Consider the following 19,919-nt stretch of genomic DNA (forward strand, 5'->3'; position numbering starts at 1 on the left):
TTGATCCTTTTTATTTAGGATTTCAAAAAGTCATTTGCATGGAAACCAACTTTTTTCAACATTTCAGTTACCATGTTTTTCTCTTCATCTGTAAGAACGCTAACAATTTCGTTGATCCGTTCTTGATGTGTTGGGAAAATTTCTTCAATCAACTTTTTGCCATTTTCCGTTATTTGTGCAAACGTCACTCTTCGATCTGTTGGACAAGCTTTACGTGCAAGTAAACCTTTTTGTTCAAGCTTGTCTACGACATACGTTATACTACCGCTTGCAAGCAAGATCTTCCCGCCAATTTGTTGTAAGGGTTGATCTCCTTTATGATAGAGCAGCTCTAAAACAGCAAACTCAGTTGGATTTAAGTTAAACGTAGAAATATGTTTATTAACTGCATCATTAAATGCGCGATGTGCACGTGATAGTACGATAAAAAACTTCAGTGATTCTTCTGTTTGCTTTGATTTATTCATATAACCTTCATCCTTTAATGATTATCTCGAATTCAAACTAAATTTATTAAACTAATAATAGAACATGTTATACAATATGTCAATCTTCCAAAAAAAAAGTTAACGTTTTTAATGAGATAATGCAGCTGAATTCCATAGGTTATAACCTAAATATGACAAGGCCATCCTATCTATTATATATTTTTTCGATATAATGATGTTGAACGTCTTCCCACTCCTACGAAATCAATCTACCATTTACCAAATGATTTTCCAATTATGATTCACTTCAGCTTTTATCGTTTTCCGCTTCATAATGTACTCAGCCATTAACTCTGACATATCAATTGGAATTTCTTTTACGACAGGTTTTCCTTTAAACATTTGATAACCACCGCCGCCACCTGCTCGGTAATTATTCATGACGACATCAAAATAAGCATCCATCAAAAGTTCTACACCGTTTTTTGTTAGGTTCACAATACGAGAGCCCGCCGGTTTCGTTAAATCAATTGTATACTCGATCCCTTCCCACATATCATAGTTATAATGCTGTGGCTTTGGCACAGAGAATTCGGGATTAATATCTACTATTCCATCTTTCAATATAAAATATGAAGCAGATTGTTCTAACGCATCTTTCATATCCTTACCACTTATTCGTATCACTTTAAGAGTATTTGGATAAATATAATTAGCCACGATATCCCTCATTGTGATCTGTTTTGGAAACCCAGGTGAATCGCTATGAAAAAGTGCTGTTGCAGAGATCGTTACACCTGCGGTATCCATTTGTACTTTATTAATGAATTCAATCATTGGATGTTCTTTTAATCTGAGGCTAAAACCATCGTGTATTGTCATGTCTCCAATGACTTCTCCGATTGGTTGATCAAGCCACTCTTGTGTTTGTCGTTCATCTTCCATAACCAATGAGAGTATTTCATCGTCAGTTCCTACCTGATCAGCTAAGAGTAATGATGCTTTTTTCTCAACAATCGTTTTCTTTTGTTCTTTATTAATGATTATTTCTACTTTCCCTAAGGCTTTACCGTTAAAACTAGGTTGAATGACAACAACGCCATTTATTGTGGCAGTAATGGCGCGATGCTGATGTCCTGTAAATAAGACATCTATGCCTTCAATCTGCTGGCAAATCTGATATGCTTGATTTTCTCCAGTGTGTTCTTCTGTAGGTTCCTCTGTCAAAACATCACATTCAATTCCACCATGATAGGATACAATCATAACATCAGGCTTCTCTACCTTTTTGATATAATCTACCCATTTCTTTGCACTTTCAAATGCATCTTGAAATATAATATCAGCAATATGTCTTGGATCTTCCCAATTTGGTATGTAATGTGTCGTAATTCCTAATATAGCTATTTTAATGTCTTGGATATTTTTTATGATATAAGGCCTACCGAATAATGGTGACTTTGTCTTGTTCGTAAGAATATTTGCTGAAAGCCACGGGAAACACGATTGCTGAACAGCTTTTTGTAACACTGACAGTCCGTAATTGAATTCATGATTACCGATTACTGCTGCATCATACTTTAATGTATTTAACACGGTTATCATCGGATTATTCTTATCTTTGTTCTTTTTTACATGATGAAATGTTAGAGGTGTTCCTTGAAGAAGGTCGCCATTATCAATTAGGATTAATTGGTTATTTTTCTTCCGCTCATTTTTTATGATCGTCGAGATTTTCCCTAATCCACAAGCATGGTTTGTACTAGTACTATAATCATGTGGAAAAATGTTCCCATGTATATCTGAAGTTTGTAAAATCGTAAGCTTAACCGTTGTCATATTACACCGCCTCAATTTTCACTTCTTGAAATTAATCTTACACAAACACATTGTTGTAAACAACAAGGAAATGAAGATAAAAAACCATGCTTCTAATCATTCTTCACTAAATTTAAGCATAGTAATTGTTATACATTGTTTCAAAACTTGTTTTTTCCGCTATAATATTTTTAAGTAAGAATTTTTAGATAAAAGGTGGATCATTTCAGGAGGAGTAAGCCTAAATGTCTGGAGTTTTAATCGGAAGTATATTATCTGCACTGTCAACAGGATTAGGAGCCATTCCAATACTGTTTTTGCAAGGGTCAATTACACATAGGTGGCGTGATATCCTTTTAGCATTCTCAGCAGGAATTATGATGACTGCCGCAATGTTAGGACTAATACCTGAGTCATTAAAATTTGGAGGAATACTTGAAGTAACAATTGGCTTATTTTTGGGAGTGCTTATTTTAACAACATTAGAAAAAGCGATCCCGCATATTGATTTAGAACACACAAAAAGTGGCATTCAATTTGATGAAAAAGCGATGCTAATTGTTGCCGCTATTACACTGCATAATATTCCTGAAGGGTTATCCGTAGGCGTAAGTTATGCATCAGATGTATCTGAAACTGGAAATTTAATCGCTTTTGCAATTGGATTACAAAATGCACCAGAGGGATTTTTAGTTGCTTTATTTTTAATAAATCAAAGTATCGGGAAAGGAAAAGCCTTCTTAATTGCTACCGCAACTGGTGCAGTTGAAATTGTCGCTTCCTTACTTGGCTTTTACTTAACAAGCTATTTAAGCTTCCTTGTTCCATACGGACTATCGTTTGCTGCTGGTGCAATGCTGTTTATCATTTATAAAGAACTTATCCCAGAAAGCCATGGAGATGGCAACGAGCGCATTGCGACATATTCATTTATTATAGGAATTCTTTTTATGATTATTTTAATTAATAGTTTCTAGAAAAGTGGAAGCGCCTGTTCAGCCCTGACATTCATAAGACGCGAATGAAATGAAGGTGTTCTTTACCTACATTTCATACGTGGCTTATGACCTCGAGGAGCTAGGCGCTGGAGCAAGACATCCTTGAAAAGCGTATGCGCCTTGACCCTGCCATAACATGCTCTAGTAAATATCATGTAGAGGCGATTACAACCTATACAAATTATCGAACGAAAAAAGTCAGGTCTTTATCGAGGATAATGACCTGACTTTTTTTAACTATAATGAACGCTGTCCCCTATATTCCACATTTTCATTGAGTGCACTAAATCATATAACGGGCGTGCTGCCATTGCTTTTTCTTCTATTAATATGAGTTGATACTCATTAAGAAGCATGTCCAAATCTTGACTGCAATTTACTGCCATTTCACTTGTATATCCTTCTTTAATTGCAATCTCTATCATTTCTTCTCTTTTATTGTTAATTTTCTCAAGAAGTTTTGCTTTTAATCGATCATGGTTCATCGAGAGCCCCTCCCCGTTCTACAAAAAATGATTTGTTAACTATACAAATAACAATATCCTTTGTGAAGTATTACAGATTTTGCTAAGTTTGTAAATAGATTCGCAATTTTAGACAAACTTAGCAACTGTAATTATGACAATTTCTTGAAAAAATTACTATTTACTTAACATTACTCTATCTATTCCCACAACTTTTTTAGTATAAACTACTTTTTTTCAAATATTAGTAAAAAAATGAATGAATAAACATGTACATAACACATGATTTTTTCCTTGCTGGTCAAAATAAGTGAAACCTGACATACGAAGGAGAAAAAAACATATGTTTAAAACTATTTTAATATTGAATCTCCTCTTTTTGACATTCATGCCATTAGAATCACTTGCAAAAACAACCGAATCAACCAACATTCAAAAACATGTCGCCATTGTGATTGATGATTTTGGTAATGGTATGAAAGGGACAGACGAAATATTGTCACTACCAATTCCCCTTACTGTCGCTGTCATGCCCTTTCTCTCTACAACAGAAAAGGATGCAAAACTAGCATATAATAAAGGACATGAGGTGATTGTTCACCTTCCTATGGAACCTTTGCATGGAAAAAAAAGCTGGTTAGGTCCAGGTGCAATTACGACCGATTTAACTAATGCAGAAATAAGAAAACGCGTGAATGCAGCGATTGATGATGTACCACATGCAGTAGGAATGAATAATCATATGGGATCAAAAGTAACTGCTGATGAACGAGTGATGAGAACTATCTTAGAAGTGTGTAAAGAAAGAGGACTTTATTATTTAGATAGCAAAACAACTAGTAAAAGTGTTGTCTCAACTCTTGCGAATCAATTAGAGATTCCTTTTTTAGAAAATGAACTTTTCTTTGATGAGCAGTACACAACAAGTCATATTGTAAAACAGGCAAATCTTCTGATGAATAAAATAGATAAGGATAATGAAATCATTGCAATTGGACATGTTGGTATCGCTGGAGAGAAAACAGCATCTGTCCTAAAACAATATGTTCCGCTTGTTAAACAAAAAGCGACAGCAGTCAGATTATCGGAATTATTCGTTGATCCTGAGGAAGTTACTGATATACAGTAAACATGTTGTTATGTTTAGAATGGCTTTTAATAAACATTTGCATTTTCCCCCATTCCTTCATATAATAAATGTAAATAACTGATCGGAAGGGTGAATGTTGAAGCAATGAAGTTCTAATCTTTTTTTTCGCAGGCAAGAATATTCAACTTATTGAATAATTTAAACCTAGAGAAATTGGATTAGTATGCCCATTCTTCAACATATACATCTATAAGCAAATTTTATGTGATTTTTCAAAATGATGAAGGAACACAACTATTTGTTTCTATATCTATTTGTGTATGATGTGGCAAACGAAACCTCTCTAGGTATAGAGAGGTTTTTTTATTGAAACCTCTCTTTCATAAGAATGGTGAGGTGTATTTTTTATGACAATGATTCAAGTACGTAAGATAAAAAAACATTTTGGTGATAAACAAATTTTAGATCAACTTTCATTTGAAATAAATGAACACGACAAAATTGGACTCGTAGGAATAAACGGAGCCGGAAAGACAACATTAGCAAATATCATTCATGGTGATATCGTACCAGATGAAGGAACAATCACAAGAAGAGATGAACTAAAAGTTGGTTACTTGCTACAATCTGTTGATTACTTTGTAAATGATTATAAGACGATAACTTCCGACTTCTTAGAAATAGCAAGTGAGTTGGGATTAAATAAAGTACATTCTTGGAAAGAAGAACGTTTTTTACAATTAAGTGGTGGTGAAAAGTTAAAAATTGCTTTAGCACAAATTTGGTCTGCACCCCCTGACATTTTAATTTTAGATGAACCAACTAACCATCTTGATTTACATGGAGTCAATTGGTTAGTGAATCAACTTAAAGAGTTTAAAGGATCTGTTATCATTATCTCCCATGATCGTTATTTTCTTGATAAAACGGTGACAAAAATATTTGAATTAGAACAAGGAAAACTAGTGATTTACAATGGGAATTATTCTGAATATCGCGATGAAAAGAAAAAACGGTATGAGGAGCAATCTCATCAATATCAAGTCCAACAAAAATATAAAGAACAGGTTGAGGGTCAAATCTCACAACTAAAGCAATGGGCTGGGAAAGCACATCATACAATGAGAGAGCAAGAAGGTATGAAAGAATACCATGGCGTAAAAGCAAAAAAACGTGATAAAGCAATCAAATCAAAGCTTAAACGATTACATCAAGAACTTGAAAAAAATAAATTAGAAAAACCGATTGAAGAGAAAAAAGTTCGTTTTCAATTTGAGGCAAATCAGAAACGTGGCAAAAGAGCAGTTGAAGCAAATAACATAACAAAAATGTTTTCTGATCGAATTCTCTTTAAAAATAGCCATTTTTATATAAATAGTGGCGAAAGAATTGGGATCATTGGTCCAAATGGTTCTGGAAAAACGACATTACTGAACATTTTATTAGGGAATGAATCTTTAACTCAAGGTGAAATCTCAATGAGTTCCGGGCAAAAAACCGCTTATTTAAGTCAAGATGTTGCTGATATGCCAATAGCTCAAACAGCTATCGAGGCTTTACATCTTTCCGAACAAGAAAAACTTTTTCAAGCAAGAACGACGCTTGCGAACATGGGGATGAATGCGGCGAAATTAAATCAACCGATTGGGACACTAAGTTTAGGTGAACGTACCCGAATCAAATTGACGAATATGCTAATTAATGAGTATGACTTATTAATTTTGGATGAACCAACAAACCATTTAGATTTAGCGAGTCGGGAACAATTAGAAGAAACATTAAGTAAGTTTGCAGGTACGATTATCATTGTGTCACATGATTATTATTTTATGAATAAGCTTTGTGATAAATTGCTTGTTATCGATCAATCCGAAATAAAGCGTTTTGAGATGAATCTCGAACAGTATGAGTTAAAAAAAGTACAGCAATCCAAGCCAAAAAGGCATGAAGTAGAAGAAGAGCTATTACGTGTCAATACTGAAATATCTGCGGTACTTGGTGAATTAAGTTTTTTAACAACCCACTCAGAAAAATACATGGAGCTTGATGCACGATTTAATTTGTTGGCAAAGCGAAAACAAGAATTATTAAAGCAACAAAAGAAAAATTAGATTTTTATCAAGTCTGTTTTCGCAAACTTTGTTGCTATTTACCAAGTAATGCGGTTTTGTTGATTGCAGTGAGAGGATGCTCGCTTTTTAGCGGGGCGGGCGGTGATCCTCCTCGGAGTAAACGCCTGCAGGAGTCTCGCAATCTGCTCCAATCAACTAGTTTTCGTTGTTAAGCAACAATCTCATAGAAAAAAGCCTTTATCAAATGTATATAACAAGTTTTCATTAACAATAAAAAACGAGGTGCAACAGATGAATCATTCTGTTTAACCTCGCCTTTTATTGTTTTTTATGCGTTTAATTCCGCTTTATCATACACTGGTACCCAGCCTTCAGTCGTAACGAAAATTCGAATAGCTACTACTTTTCGATCTTCCATTAAAGTGAAATAATGTCTTGTATTCTCTGGAACTGAGATTAAATCTCCCGGGCTTAATTCAACATCAAAAAACTGGCCATCTTTTGCTTGGATAACAAATACGCCATGTCCACTCACAATAAAACGTACTTCATCATCTGTATGGTGGTGTTCTTGTTGGAAGTTTGTTAATAATTGATCTAAATTCGGTGTGCTATCAGATAATGAAATGATATCTTGTGCTTTATAGCCGCGACGCTCAGAAATATCTGCTATTTCCGCTTTAAAAATTTCTAGGATTTCATTTTTTTCTTCATCGCTTAGATTGTAATTCTCTTGAAGATTTTCTGGTAACTTCGTAATATCCCATTGCTCGTAAATAACCTCTTGATCAGCAAGAAAGCTTGCAACTTCCTCTTGATTTGTGATTCTTTGTCCAGTTGCTTGAAAATGAATGTGTGCCATGATTTTTCCTCCTCATTTTTTGCTCTTTTTTATAGTTTTAATTATTTATTAGAAACAGCCTAAATATGTGTATTTAGCTGATTATCACGGACCTTAATTTATTTTATAGATTGATAAGCTAATAATTTTAAATGATATGAAAATAGAAATTCACTTGCCTCTAAATATTTTTTTGCTTCAAGTGCATTTCTTCCCCAAACCGTTATTCCATGATTTCTTATTAAAACCGCACCAGCATCCTCTTTCACATATTCTCCAAATTCTGCTGCCAATTTTGGAATATATGCATGATTGTGAATGATCGGGATTGTAAATTCCGCATCTTCTTCCCATAGTCCATAAGCTTTAATGATTTCTTGCCCTTTAAAGGTTATTCTGCCCTTATCACCATATAGCTCTGAGATCACATTATTATCAATTGTATGAACATGAAGACTGCAGCCCGCATTTGTTTTATTATAAACCTCAACATGTAAAAGAGTTTCTGCCGATGGCTTTAAATGAGTATTTTCAACAGGTTTCCCGTCTTTGTCAACAAGTAAAAAATCCTCGTTCGATTCTTTTGTTTTATCTTTACCACTTGCTGTTACGAGAAAGGTTAGCGGCTGTTGATCAACCTTAATGGCTAAATTTCCACTTGTACCAGGAAACCAATCTCTTTTTGCTAACACTCGTTTAATATCAGCAAGCTCTTCCCATCTAGATTCCTTTAGGCTCATGCTTGTACCTCCTGCTCTAGACTTTCCAACACGTCAATCACATCATAAAAGGTCGTAAATGGTTTATGAGGCAAATGTAATTCGATACTTTTGTCTAATAATAAATCTCTTGCGATGACAAAGTCTGCAAGCTTTGCAGCTTGTAAATCAGTAATGGAGTCACCTATGACTATTTTACGCTGGTTACTATTTGTCAGTTGTCTAATAATAGATGGTTTGCAGCAGCCGCAATCATTTTCACATGTATGATCACAGCTATGCGGCCAGCCAATTTTAATCTTTTCGTTCGTAAAGTCTGCTTTGTTGCAATAAATCTTATCCTTATCAATTAATCCTTCAAGCAACGGATAGACAAAGAAGTCAATCCCCCCGCTAACAATATATAAAGGGATATTTTTCTCTTTTGTATATCGAACAAAATCATGAAATCCCGACCGAATTTCTGCATGATGTAGAATATAGTCGACAATTTCATTTTTTGCTGAAGATGGCAGTAATTGAAACATCTTACCAACACCTTCACGAATTGAAACAGCCTGAGATAACACGCCATTTTTAAGCTCAACCCACTCAGGTGGTGCAAATTTTTTCATGATCGCAATGATATTATCTGTCTCGGTGATTGTGCCGTCAAAATCACAAATGATTACGCTATTTGTCATTTGTGCACCTCTTTGGCTCCCCATAGTTCAATCGCAAGTTTTAAATTTTCGTCAGACTCTGCAGCTTGTTTTAAGGAAATTCCAGATAATGTGGCATTAATTGCTGCACGGAATGCACGCCCTCCGCCAATTGCTCCATTTGGATGACCGTGAACACCACCGCCTGCATTTATAACAGAGTCGATCCCGAAGTCTTGGATAAGCAATGGTACAAGACCTGGGTGAATACCTGCAGAAGGTACTGGAAATGATTGTTTAATCGAGTCTTCCATTAGACAATTTTCTGCAATACCCAGCGCTACATCGCGCTCCAATGCAACACTTCCATACGGTGATGGAAATAATGAAAAATCAGCACCAGCTAATCGTAACAGCTTACCTAACAAGAGTGAGCTTGAAAAACCGTATAGGCTTGAAGCTGTTGTTGCTCCGCTTACGGCAGGATGTGCCATGATTGGAATCGAAATTTCCTTATCTTCTGCTAAGCTTTGTAACACATCAAGACCATATGCAAACACGTTAAACAGCAGGACATTTGCACCAAGTTCTACTGCTCGTTTTGCTTTATTCTTTAAGTCATATGTTTTTCCTGTTAAATTGACTGCATATAAAGCTTTATGACCAGTTTCATCAAATACATGTTGTAAAATTTCTTTTCCAGTTCGTATTCGTTTTTCAAAAGGTGTTAGTAGATTATCAAAGAGAATTTCATCGTCTTTAACAAGATCAACTCCGCCTAAAACTTGCTGTTCTAATTGATCTTTTAAATACGTAAGATCTCTCCCGATTACCCCTTTAAAAATGCTCATGAGTAATGGGCGGTCATATACACCTAATGTTTCACGAATTCCACCAACACCAAATGATGGACCAGGGAATGAAGATTTCACTTCTTCTGAAAACTCTAGGTCAATTAATTTTACTTCCCCATCAAGTGAAAGCTTACCAAAAACGGTTGTTAAAATAGCAGGAAGATCATGACTATAATTTAAGCTAGGATAGGCAATTTTAATTTTGCCTTTCGTTACTTTCTTTCCTAAATAGTGATTCGTCTTTTCACACTCTTCTAGTTCTGTTACTTCAATTACGCGGCCTTTATGGGCTTTTAATTGCTCTTGCTCGAGCAAAGGAAGATCTGTCCATGAGCCGACAGTTAATCCTAACGCAATCCCTTCTGCCTTTTTATGTAAATCACCTTTTGCATCATGAACGAGATAAGTTGCAATTACATCACTCACATTAAAACCTTCTTTCTTTTGTAAATCATTTACGTTTTCTGAATGTTCTCACATATTATTCGTATTTATTCTATCATTTCTAATCAATATATATCATTATCTATTTAACATTTTTTCACAAAGAAAAAGCCCCTCCGACACTAATAGATCGAAGGGGCTGTACCATGCATGTGCAACAAGCATATCTCCTTATCTATCAGCGAATGCTGCAAGAATTAGCACCGTGCTTACCCAAAGGTAAGTCGGTTGCCGGGCTTCATAGGGCTAGTCCCTCCACCTGCTCTTGATAAGAACGAAACGTTCATAAAGTTTTTTGAAATTTATATGAATTATGACAGATCCTATTTTTTTTGTCAATAACAATTATTTTAAAATAAGTTTAACGCTTTAATACGCTTTGCCGCTTCTACTAATCTTTCTTCAGAAGTCAACAAACCTAATCTTACGTACCCTTCCCCATAATCTCCAAAACCGTTTCCAGGTGCCATCACAACATGCGCTTTTTCCAACATATAATCAGAAAAAGCCTGTGACGATGCAAACTCCTTAGGAACTGGCAGCCACGCAAAAAACGAACCTGCTGGAGCTGTAACATCCCAGCCAATTTCACGAAAAGCATGTATCAAAACATTTCTTCGTGATTCATAAAGGGCATTAAGTTCTTCTACACATGTTTGAGGACTTAATAATGCATGTGCAGCGGCTTCTTGTATGGCACTAAAGACACTTACATACATGTGATCCTGTAAAAGATTCAGCGCCTCAATAACCGAAGGATTTCCGACCGCAAAACCAATTCTCCATCCAGCCATATTAAAGGTTTTTGAGAATGTATAAATTTCAATCCCTGTCTCCTTTGCACCTTCAGTTTCTAGAAAGCTTATTGGGCGTTTTCCATCAAAGCCAATCGCACCATAGGCAAAATCATGAACGACACAAATGTCATTTTGAGTAGCGAACTCCACAGTTTCCTGGAAGAATTCTGATGTTGCTGTTGCACCTGTTGGATTATTTGGATAGTTTAAAAACATAGCTTTTGCTTTTGCGACGACATCCTCCGGTAAGCGATTATAATCAGGCAAAAATTGATTTTCACGTTCAAGTGGCATCATTTCCATTTTTGCACGTGCCAGCTCAACACCTGACCAATAATCAGGGTAACCGGGATCTGGAACAAGGATAACATCGCCTGGATTTAACAAGCATTGTGGTACCTCTACAAGTCCAGCCTTTCCTCCAAATAGAATGGCAACTTCTTTAGCAGGATCGATTTTCACACTATATTCCCTTTCATAAAACGTTGCGATCGCTTCCTTCAAAAACTGTTGTCCCCGAAATGGGGAATATTTATGATATTCTGGGTTTTCAACTGCTTTCTGCATAGCCTCGATAATATGTTTTGGTGTAGGCTGATCAGGGTTACCTTGACCTAAGTTGATGACATCATAACCTTGTTCAACAATTTTATTAACTTTTGCTACTAAATTTGCAAAAAACTGTTTAGGTAATGTATTTAGTAAATGTGATTGCTCAAATGTTTTCATTTTTTACAACACCTTCTCAAAAAATTCTTGAAATTCTAGTCACAAATCATATATTGTTAGAACCAACTTGTAAAGTAAAAATTTTATAAATGAGGGTGTGAATTGATTGAAACCTATCATTACATGTATACAGCTCGATATTAAATTTGGCGATCCAGCCAGTAACTATTTGCAAGTAGAAGAAAAAATTGCTTCTGCTGTTGAAAGTCAAAATCCAACGATTATTGTCCTCCCAGAGCTTTGGACAACAGGCTATGACCTGACGAGACTTGATGAAATTGCTGATGATGAAGGAAAAACAACAAAACAATTTCTAAGTAAACTAGCAAAAAAATATAAAGTAAGCATTGTTGGCGGCTCTGTTGCTAAAAAAACGTACGAAAGCGTAACGAACACAATGTACATCATCAATAATCAAGGTGAGGTTGTTCATGAATATAGCAAACTTCACCTATTCAAATTGATGGATGAACACCATTATTTAGCGGCTGGAAATAAAAAAGGATTATTTAAAATTGATGGTGTGAACAGTGCTGGTGTCATTTGCTATGACATTCGATTTCCTGAATGGATTCGCGCACATATGACACAAGGAGCAGAAATTCTATTTGTTGTGGCTGAATGGCCTTTGCCAAGACTACATCATTGGAGGACACTACTAATTAGCCGTGCCATTGAAAATCAATGTTATGTTGTTGCTTGTAATCGTGCAGGTTTAGACCCTAATAATGAATTTGCCGGACATTCGATGATCATCGATCCTTGGGGAACGGTAATCGCTGAGGCTGATGAAACAGCTGGATCCATAACTGCCGAAATTGATGTTAAAACAGTGAAAAAAGTACGAAATCAAATTCCAGTATTCGCAGACCGATTGCCAGAATTTTATGATTGATTTCTAAATTTTTTATTGACAACACTAAATAATCATTGATAACATGCTAATCAAGGTTCTATTATTCTTAAAATCTAAAATGTTCTGAAATTACGGAATATACAAAGCATTACTTTCATTTCAGAACGATATAATCTCTTATCAAGAGTTGGCAGAGGGACTTGGCCCAATGACGCCGCAGCAACCGACCATATCAACATTGGAAACTAAGTGTTTATTCACGAAGACTTCCAATTGGCACGGTGCTAATTCCATCAGAAAGACATTCCTTTCTGACAGATAAGAGGTGCGAAGCTAAGTCTTCAAGCCTCTTTCATCCGAAAGAGGCTTTTCTTATTTCCAAAGAAAAGCCTCCAAAGAAATAAAGCATTAGTTCTTTGATCTGCCTACTATATATGACGATTTCTCGCATTAATTGCACTGGACCGTCATGTCACGAGCTTAACTGCTGATGCTTTCATGTCACATCTGATCTAAATCAAAAATACTATTATCTTCTTACATGAGGACATTATTTTTTGGAGGTTATTACTATGAGTACTGTCAAATCATCTATTTACAAACCATTAACTGAAAGCGAAGCTATCGCTTTAGCAAAACGCCTGCAGCTTTTTACAGAAAATAGCAACTTAACATGTAAAGAAATTGGTGATGGAAATTTAAATCTTGTCTTTAAGATTACAGATACTGATAATGGAAACGGAATAATCATTAAACAAGCACTTCCATATGCAAAAGTCGTAGGGGAAAGCTGGCCATTAACATTAGACAGAGCACGTATTGAAGCACATGCCTTATTAAAACAAAGTGAATTTGTGCCACAATTTGTACCAAAGGTTTATTATACAGATGAACAGCTAGCCATAACCATTATGGAAGACTTATCACATCTCCAAATCGCCCGTGCTGCTCTAATTGAAGGAAAAGAATTGCCTTTGCTCTCAACACATATTGGAGAATTTCTAGCAAAAACATTATTTTACACATCAGATTATGCCGTAAATCAACATTTTAAAAAATCATTAGTGAAGCAGTTTATTAACCCAGATCTATGTAAAATTACGGAAGATCTTGTTTTCACAGATCCGTTCTTTAACCACGATACAAATAACTTTGAACAAGAACTTGGTCAAGATGTTGAACGCATTTGGCAGGATCAAGAGTTAAAATTAGCTGTTGCAAAGCTAAAACAAAAATTCCTAACCAAAGCAGAAGCACTACTTCATGGTGATTTACATACAGGAAGTATTTTTGCAGATGAAAACGAAACAAAAGTCATTGATCCAGAATTTGCTTATTTTGGTCCAATCGGCTTCGATGTTGGTCAGGTATTTGGAAACTTCCTTTTAAATGCCTTTTCTCGTAATGCTGAAAATCAAGAAGTCTTATTTACTCATATTGAAACAACATGGAATGTATTTGTTAAAGAATTTTCAAAAGCATGGAAAAATGATGCTGCAGAAATATTTGCTAAAACAGAAGGCTATTTAGAGGATGTATTGTCAGAAATTTTCGAAGAAGCAGTCGGCTTTGCCGGATGTGAAATCATCCGTCGCACAATTGGTCTTGCACATGTCGCAGATCTTGATACATTACAACCATTTGACAAAAAAATCTCTACTAAGCAGCTTGCTTTATCAGTAGGCAGCGAGCTTATTAAAAATCAAAAAGCGATCAAAAATCCTTGTCAATTCAAGGAATATGTAAAGCAAACGGTAAGCAATTAATTATCATTTAATATTAGTAAAAAGGAGTTTAATCTTCATGGCATCGACAAATTTAGCGATTCCCCGTTCTGTTATCTGGAATGAGGAATCTATCTCACTATTAAATCAGCAAAAAATTCCGCACGTAACGGAATACCTTGAATTAACTACGATAAAAGACGTTTGGGAAGCAATTCAATCCTTGAAGGTAAGAGGTGCCCCTGCAATCGGTATCACAGCGGCATTTGGCCTCGCATTATCAGCATTACAGGATATATCTGAAACCATTGTTGACTTTCAACGAAACATCAAGAAAAACAGAGATTATTTAGCAAGCTCTCGACCAACTGCAGTTAATCTAGTATGGGCATTAGATCGACTTGTAAATAGTATTTCTAACGTTCAATCCATTAATGAAGCGAAGACAACAATCGTCCATGAAGCAATCCAAATTCAAATTGAGGATGAAGAGGTATGTCGTTTAATTGGTGAACATGCTCTATCTGTGTTTCAGAAAGGCGATCGCGTGATGACCATTTGTAATGCAGGGTCTATTGCTACAGCTAAATACGGAACAGCATTAGCTCCATTTTACCTAGCAAAGGAAAAAAACGTTAACTTAAGTGTATATGCATGTGAAACCCGTCCAGTTCTACAAGGAGCACGTTTAACAACATGGGAGCTCATGCAAGCAGGGATTGATGTGACTCTAATTACTGACAATATGGCAGCACATACGATTAAATCAAAAAACATTTCCGCCATTATAGTTGGTGCTGATCGAATTGCAGCTAATGGTGATACTGCTAATAAAATTGGGACATTTAATTTAGCTCTTTTAGCAAAAGCATTTAACATTCCTTTTTACGTTGCAGCACCATTATCTACATTTGATCCTATGATTGAAAATGGTGACCTAATTCCGATCGAGGAACGTAATCCAGAAGAAGTGACAGAATTAAACGGTATTCGTGTTGCTCCAGAAGGTGTTAAAGTATTCAATCCTGCATTCGATGTGACCCCTAATCACTTAATCTCTGGGATTATTACTGAAAAAGGAATTTTATCTAATGACTATCAAAAAGAAATTTCTAAATTATTCTCTGCTTAATCCTTTATTCCAAAGAAAAAACCTTAGTCTACTCTTGACTAAGGTTTTTTTCTACAGATCTGACATGATTACACTAAAAGGATTTCGTCTTTTTCATTAAACTGTTTTTTTCAGCTTCCGTAAGAATATGAAGTTTAGAACATATAGAAGCATATAAGTAAATCTTTGTAGGACGATTTTTAAACAACATATACTTTGCCCCTTTCTTTACCATGCGCAACATTTTTCCCTTACTCAAATAGTATGTTTTGCAGACAAAAATGTGACAAGTATTCATCTTTTTTCAACCACTTAGTGATTAATCGGGAGTGTAATATGGAAGGCAGTGCCACTGCCGACTTCACTTTCAACCTCTACGATTCCTTTATGCTCTTCAATTATTTTGTAACTAACCATCAAGCCAAGACCTGTGCCACGTTCCTTTGTCGTATAAAATGGCTGACCTAACCTTTTAATCTTATCTTCAGGAATACCCAGGCCTCTATCAATAATGGAAACAATGAGATGTTTTTCATCTTTCCTCTTAATCTTAACATCAATTTGTCCGCCTTTTGGCATGACCTCAATCGCATTTTTTAAAATATTAATAAACACTTGCTTTAATTGATTTGGCTCACAATAGATTAATGGTAATTCTTGTTCTAAATATAGTTCCATTTGTACATTTACTAGTATTGCTTGCCCGTTTAGTAGATCGATGGTTTCCTTCATAATCGTGCCAATATCTTTCTTTAAATATTGAATTGCTTGAGGTCTAGCTAATATTAAAAATTCAGTAATAATGGATTCTATTCTATTTAATTCTGATGTTATGACATTAAAATACAAGGAATAGTCATCCTTTATACTACCCTCTAATAGTTGAATAAAGCCTTTTAATGCAGTCATTGGGTTTCGTATTTCATGAGCGATTCCTGCTGCAAGTTCACCAACAACATTTAATGTATCAGATTTTCTAAGCTGCTCCTCTAACTCTCTTTTTTCTGTGACATCCCGAAGTACTGCTAGATTCATATTCTCATTAATATTATTTTTCAAGGTAAATTCTAAAGTTTTTTCTTCGCCATTTTCAAATGTATACGAGATTTCTTGTAATTTCTCTTCCCAATCATTTGGATCAATTTCATCCTGCCTCATACCAGAAAATAATAGTTCAAAAAGTTTAAAGGATTTCAGATCATCGGATAATAAATTTAAAATCTTTCTTGCTGATGGGTTTGCATCAATCATTTCATACGAATTATTAAATAAAACGATGCCATCCATTGCCCCATCAAATATTTTACGAAATTTTTGTTCACTTTCCTGAAGGACCTTTACCATATGTTTTCGTTCGCTTACATTTCGGAAGATCGTTAAATGATGTTTTTCCAATATATTCATTTTAGAAGTAAATTCAAGCTCTTTGTTTTGTCCATTTGGCATATGAAAAAGTAACTCTTCTCGAATCGCACCTGTTTCCATGTACTCCCTTTTTACCTTGGCAAAGCTAGGAGATGTTTGATCAATAAAATCTAAGACATTTCTTGTCATAAGTTCTTCTTCAGATAATTCAAATGTTCTGCTTGCAGCATGATTCGCCTTGATAATTTGTCCATTGTTTTTCCAAATCATAATGGCATCGATTGCATTTTCAAATACTTCCCTAAACCGTTCTTCACTTTTGTATAGCTTCAATTCCATTGAACGCTTTTCGGTTATGTCCCTCACAATTGCCATATGTAAGCCATCTACGATATTTGAAGTCGTTGTAAATTCAAAAATTTTCTTAACGCCATTATTTAAAACAACCGGAAATTCTCTTGTTGCACTCCCATTTTCCTTAAGTACATTCCATAATTTTTTGATCTTATCATTATTTTGCTTTGATATAAAATCTTCGAGTACATACGAATTTAATTCTGTTTGATTTATTTCAAAGATGGAACAAAAGGATTCATTTGCCTCTATAAACGCCCCATGCTCATCAAATAGAACAATTCCATCGGCTGCCCGATAAAACAAATCTTTAAAAAGCCATTCATTAATTGTTCGTTCACGTTCAAGTTTTTTCTTAAACGAGATATCCTTAAGCATTGCAAGATCATATCCATTAATTGCTTGTTTTCGTAATGAAATCTCAAGGAATTTTATTTCGCCATTTTCTAACTTAATGGCCAGTTCTTTCTCCTTTGTTTCATTCATAGATAATTCATCAAAAAATTTGTTGATTTTATATTTAGGTATGAGAGAAAGAAAATCAAAAAGACTTCTTTTACATAGTTCTACTTTTGTTAACTGAAACATTCGACAAGCCGCAGAATTAACATCAATAAATTTCATATGTTCATCTAAAATTGCTACACCGTCCAGTGCGCCTTCTAGTATATTTTCATGTTGAATAAGCTGTGATTTAAGTAGTTCATTTTCAGTTTTGACCCTAGCTAATTGTTCTTTGAGCGCAACGATTTCGTTTACCTCCATCGTTTTCTTCAATCTTTTCACCCCTAATTACCACAATCTTTACTACTCAAATATTCTACATGCTCAGCCATTGTCCTTCATTAAACGTCAAAATGAATCAAAAATTGTTTTACTTTTTATAAAAAATAACTATTATAGATATGGGTTCTATTTATAATGCTGCATGACTTATCACACACAGAAAGCAACATCCTGTGCCCTTTTCCTGACTTGGACTACAATCCATCGTCAGCTCGTTTCAGGCAGTTCTATCTATCACCTATCTTCGGTGATTGAAAATTTTTTATTGGTGATGACTTCCGTCTAGTTAAGACAACACCTCACTAACTAGTCCGTAAACTTTTTGTAAAATAGGCTCAGACTAACTTTAGCAGAAGTGAATCAAGGTCTCTGTTTTAGTCTATTTATCTTTCTATATAATTCTTACATTACGATTACACTTTCGTTACATCCCTTATATTTTTATGTTTTTAAACGTATCATCGTTTAGTAACGGCCATAGCGGGGTATTAAAGAGAAGAATTTACTGTTGTTATAAAATCTAGAAAAAGGTGAACTCATGAAAAATCGTGATAGTTATTTTGATAATGCAAAATTCTTTTTAATACTGTTAGTTGTATTTGGACATATCATTCGTTCGTTTATTGATGACAGTCCATTTTTAATGAATGTTTACAAATTTGTTTATACTTTTCATATGCCAGCGTTTATCTTAATCTCTGGATATTTTGCAAAGAGTTTTAGAAAAAAAGGCTATGTTAAAAAGATTGCCAAAAAATTAATTTTACCGTATCTCATATTTCAGGGAATTTACTCTGTCTATTATTATTTTATTGAAAATAAAGGTGAAATGGTGCTTGATCCCTTAGATCCTCATTGGTCACTATGGTTCTTGGTCAGCTTGTTCTTTTGGAATATCCTGCTTTTTGCGGTAACGAAGTTTGACACAAAATGGGCATTGTTGCTCGCTTTTTCAATTGGACTCGCAGCAGGCTATTTTGAATTTATCAGTAATTATTTAAGCCTTTCTCGAACTTTCGTCTTCTTCCCATTGTTTTTAGTAGGCTTTTATTTAAACCGTAAACACTTTGATATCATTACAAAACATTATGTGAAAGCAATCTCGTTTGTATTGTTATTGGTGACTTTTGTTTCCTATGCATTTTTGGAATTTGATTATGAATGGCTATTTGGATCGAAGCCATATTCACATTTTGGCGAACCTTCCATACTAAGTGCTGTCATTCGATTAGGTTTTTATAGCTTAACACTTATTACGTCTATAAGCTTTTTATCATTCATACCGAAAAAGCATTCGTTTTATACTGAATGGGGTACGCGAACCTTCTACGTCTATTTACTCCATGGGTTTATAATTCAGTACATGAGAAATAGTGAAATTCTAGATTGGATGAAGGATTATCAAAGTCTTGCCCTCATCATCATTTTAACAATCCTGATGACTTCAACTTTGTCATCGAAACTTGTAAAGGCAGTCACACAGCCTCTTATAGAACTACGAACATCTACTTTTAATTATTATGTAAGGAACTTTACAGAGAAGAGCATGAGATAGAGCGAAACTTATTGATCATTACAAGCAGTTTTACCCATAACCATTCTTATTTTACTTCCCAATAACTTGAGTTAAGATATACTGCCTGTAAAGAATGGTATAAAGCATAACTCCCATATTGGGGGTTTTTTTTATTATCCCCTATTGTTGGATAGCGAGACTTATTAGCTTAGAACACCACTTCTGTTACTTCTCCTGACATGGTCGCGACCTGTCCAAGCCTGATCGTTCCCACCTCCATTCATTCTCCAAAACCTTGAGGCGATGCTTCTG

Annotated in this window: 16 protein-coding genes and 2 riboswitches; of the genes, 7 read left to right on the forward strand and 9 right to left on the reverse strand. The window is 35.0% G+C overall.

Annotated features, from left to right (window positions below; translation table 11 throughout):
• Window positions 1-14: 14 nt before the first annotated feature.
• Both GMB29_RS14890 and GMB29_RS14895 read right to left on the reverse strand, forming a co-directional pair.
• Window positions 15-467 carry a MarR family winged helix-turn-helix transcriptional regulator gene (locus tag GMB29_RS14890; protein ID WP_136356652.1) on the reverse strand — a complete coding sequence of 151 codons (453 nt, stop codon included), beginning with the start codon at window positions 465-467 and terminating at the stop codon, window positions 15-17.
• 237 nt (window positions 468-704) lie between these two features.
• Entirely contained in the window at window positions 705-2,267 is a 1,563-nt protein-coding gene (locus tag GMB29_RS14895; RefSeq protein WP_136356655.1) for a bifunctional metallophosphatase/5'-nucleotidase, read from the reverse strand.
• A 224-nt stretch (window positions 2,268-2,491) separates the two neighbouring features.
• Between GMB29_RS14895 and GMB29_RS14900 the strand changes: the two genes are divergently transcribed.
• Window positions 2,492-3,223, forward strand: a complete 732-nt coding sequence (locus GMB29_RS14900; RefSeq protein WP_136356657.1) for a ZIP family metal transporter — start codon at window positions 2,492-2,494, stop codon at window positions 3,221-3,223.
• A gap of 254 nt (window positions 3,224-3,477) precedes the next feature.
• Here GMB29_RS14900 and GMB29_RS14905 read toward each other — a convergent pair whose 3' ends face one another.
• The gene (locus GMB29_RS14905; RefSeq protein WP_136356659.1) at window positions 3,478-3,729 is read right to left on the reverse strand and encodes an aspartyl-phosphate phosphatase Spo0E family protein; all 252 of its coding nucleotides are present in this window, start codon (window positions 3,727-3,729) and stop codon (window positions 3,478-3,480) included.
• A 322-nt stretch (window positions 3,730-4,051) separates the two neighbouring features.
• On the opposite strand from GMB29_RS14905, the gene GMB29_RS14910 reads away from it, so the two are divergent.
• Window positions 4,052-4,837 (forward strand): divergent polysaccharide deacetylase family protein, encoded by a 786-nt coding sequence (locus GMB29_RS14910; protein WP_406600268.1) that lies wholly within the window; start codon window positions 4,052-4,054, stop codon window positions 4,835-4,837.
• Window positions 4,838-5,205: 368 nt separating this feature from the next.
• On the forward strand, window positions 5,206-6,909 hold the full coding sequence (gene abc-f / locus GMB29_RS14915) for a ribosomal protection-like ABC-F family protein (protein WP_136356661.1): 1,704 nt from the start codon (window positions 5,206-5,208) through the stop codon (window positions 6,907-6,909).
• A 289-nt stretch (window positions 6,910-7,198) separates the two neighbouring features.
• Here abc-f and GMB29_RS14920 read toward each other — a convergent pair whose 3' ends face one another.
• The 5 genes from GMB29_RS14920 to GMB29_RS14940 all read right to left on the reverse strand — a co-directional run bounded on the left by GMB29_RS14920 (window position 7,199) and on the right by GMB29_RS14940 (window position 11,895).
• Complete coding sequence (locus GMB29_RS14920) at window positions 7,199-7,732, reverse strand: 1,2-dihydroxy-3-keto-5-methylthiopentene dioxygenase (RefSeq protein WP_136356663.1); 534 nt, start codon at window positions 7,730-7,732, stop codon at window positions 7,199-7,201.
• 98 nt (window positions 7,733-7,830) lie between these two features.
• Window positions 7,831-8,451 (reverse strand): methylthioribulose 1-phosphate dehydratase, encoded by a 621-nt coding sequence (locus GMB29_RS14925; RefSeq protein WP_136356665.1) that lies wholly within the window; start codon window positions 8,449-8,451, stop codon window positions 7,831-7,833.
• Window positions 8,448-9,113 (reverse strand): 2-hydroxy-3-keto-5-methylthiopentenyl-1-phosphate phosphatase, encoded by a 666-nt coding sequence (locus tag GMB29_RS14930; protein ID WP_136356667.1) that lies wholly within the window; start codon window positions 9,111-9,113, stop codon window positions 8,448-8,450. Before GMB29_RS14930 ends, GMB29_RS14925 begins: the two co-directional genes overlap by 4 nt.
• The gene (gene mtnW, locus GMB29_RS14935; RefSeq protein WP_136356669.1) at window positions 9,110-10,351 is read right to left on the reverse strand and encodes a 2,3-diketo-5-methylthiopentyl-1-phosphate enolase; all 1,242 of its coding nucleotides are present in this window, start codon (window positions 10,349-10,351) and stop codon (window positions 9,110-9,112) included. The genes GMB29_RS14930 and mtnW overlap by 4 nt, the downstream gene beginning before the upstream one ends.
• A gap of 186 nt (window positions 10,352-10,537) precedes the next feature.
• A riboswitch (SAM riboswitch) is annotated at window positions 10,538-10,644 on the reverse strand.
• Between the two features lie 75 nt (window positions 10,645-10,719).
• Window positions 10,720-11,895 carry a pyridoxal phosphate-dependent aminotransferase gene (locus GMB29_RS14940; RefSeq protein ID WP_136356671.1) on the reverse strand — a complete coding sequence of 392 codons (1,176 nt, stop codon included), beginning with the start codon at window positions 11,893-11,895 and terminating at the stop codon, window positions 10,720-10,722.
• Window positions 11,896-12,001: 106 nt separating this feature from the next.
• Here GMB29_RS14940 and GMB29_RS14945 point away from each other — a divergent pair, with 106 nt between their 5' ends.
• The 3 genes from GMB29_RS14945 to mtnA all read left to right on the forward strand — a co-directional run bounded on the left by GMB29_RS14945 (window position 12,002) and on the right by mtnA (window position 15,607).
• Complete coding sequence (locus tag GMB29_RS14945) at window positions 12,002-12,790, forward strand: carbon-nitrogen family hydrolase (protein ID WP_136356673.1); 789 nt, start codon at window positions 12,002-12,004, stop codon at window positions 12,788-12,790.
• Between the two features lie 135 nt (window positions 12,791-12,925).
• Window positions 12,926-13,076, forward strand: a riboswitch (SAM riboswitch).
• A gap of 247 nt (window positions 13,077-13,323) precedes the next feature.
• The gene (gene mtnK, locus GMB29_RS14950) at window positions 13,324-14,517 is read left to right on the forward strand and encodes an S-methyl-5-thioribose kinase (RefSeq protein ID WP_136356675.1); all 1,194 of its coding nucleotides are present in this window, start codon (window positions 13,324-13,326) and stop codon (window positions 14,515-14,517) included.
• Between the two features lie 37 nt (window positions 14,518-14,554).
• Window positions 14,555-15,607, forward strand: coding sequence for an S-methyl-5-thioribose-1-phosphate isomerase (gene mtnA / locus GMB29_RS14955; RefSeq protein WP_136356677.1), 1,053 nt, complete (start codon window positions 14,555-14,557; stop codon window positions 15,605-15,607).
• A 291-nt stretch (window positions 15,608-15,898) separates the two neighbouring features.
• Here mtnA and GMB29_RS14960 read toward each other — a convergent pair whose 3' ends face one another.
• Complete coding sequence (locus GMB29_RS14960) at window positions 15,899-18,082, reverse strand: PAS domain S-box protein (RefSeq protein ID WP_319941365.1); 2,184 nt, start codon at window positions 18,080-18,082, stop codon at window positions 15,899-15,901.
• Between the two features lie 547 nt (window positions 18,083-18,629).
• Here GMB29_RS14960 and GMB29_RS14965 point away from each other — a divergent pair.
• The gene (locus GMB29_RS14965) at window positions 18,630-19,646 is read left to right on the forward strand and encodes an acyltransferase family protein (RefSeq protein ID WP_136356679.1); all 1,017 of its coding nucleotides are present in this window, start codon (window positions 18,630-18,632) and stop codon (window positions 19,644-19,646) included.
• The last annotated feature ends 273 nt before the right edge of the window (window positions 19,647-19,919 follow it).

Source organism: Metabacillus sediminilitoris (genome assembly GCF_009720625.1).
Classification (GTDB): domain Bacteria; phylum Bacillota; class Bacilli; order Bacillales; family Bacillaceae; genus Metabacillus; species Metabacillus sediminilitoris.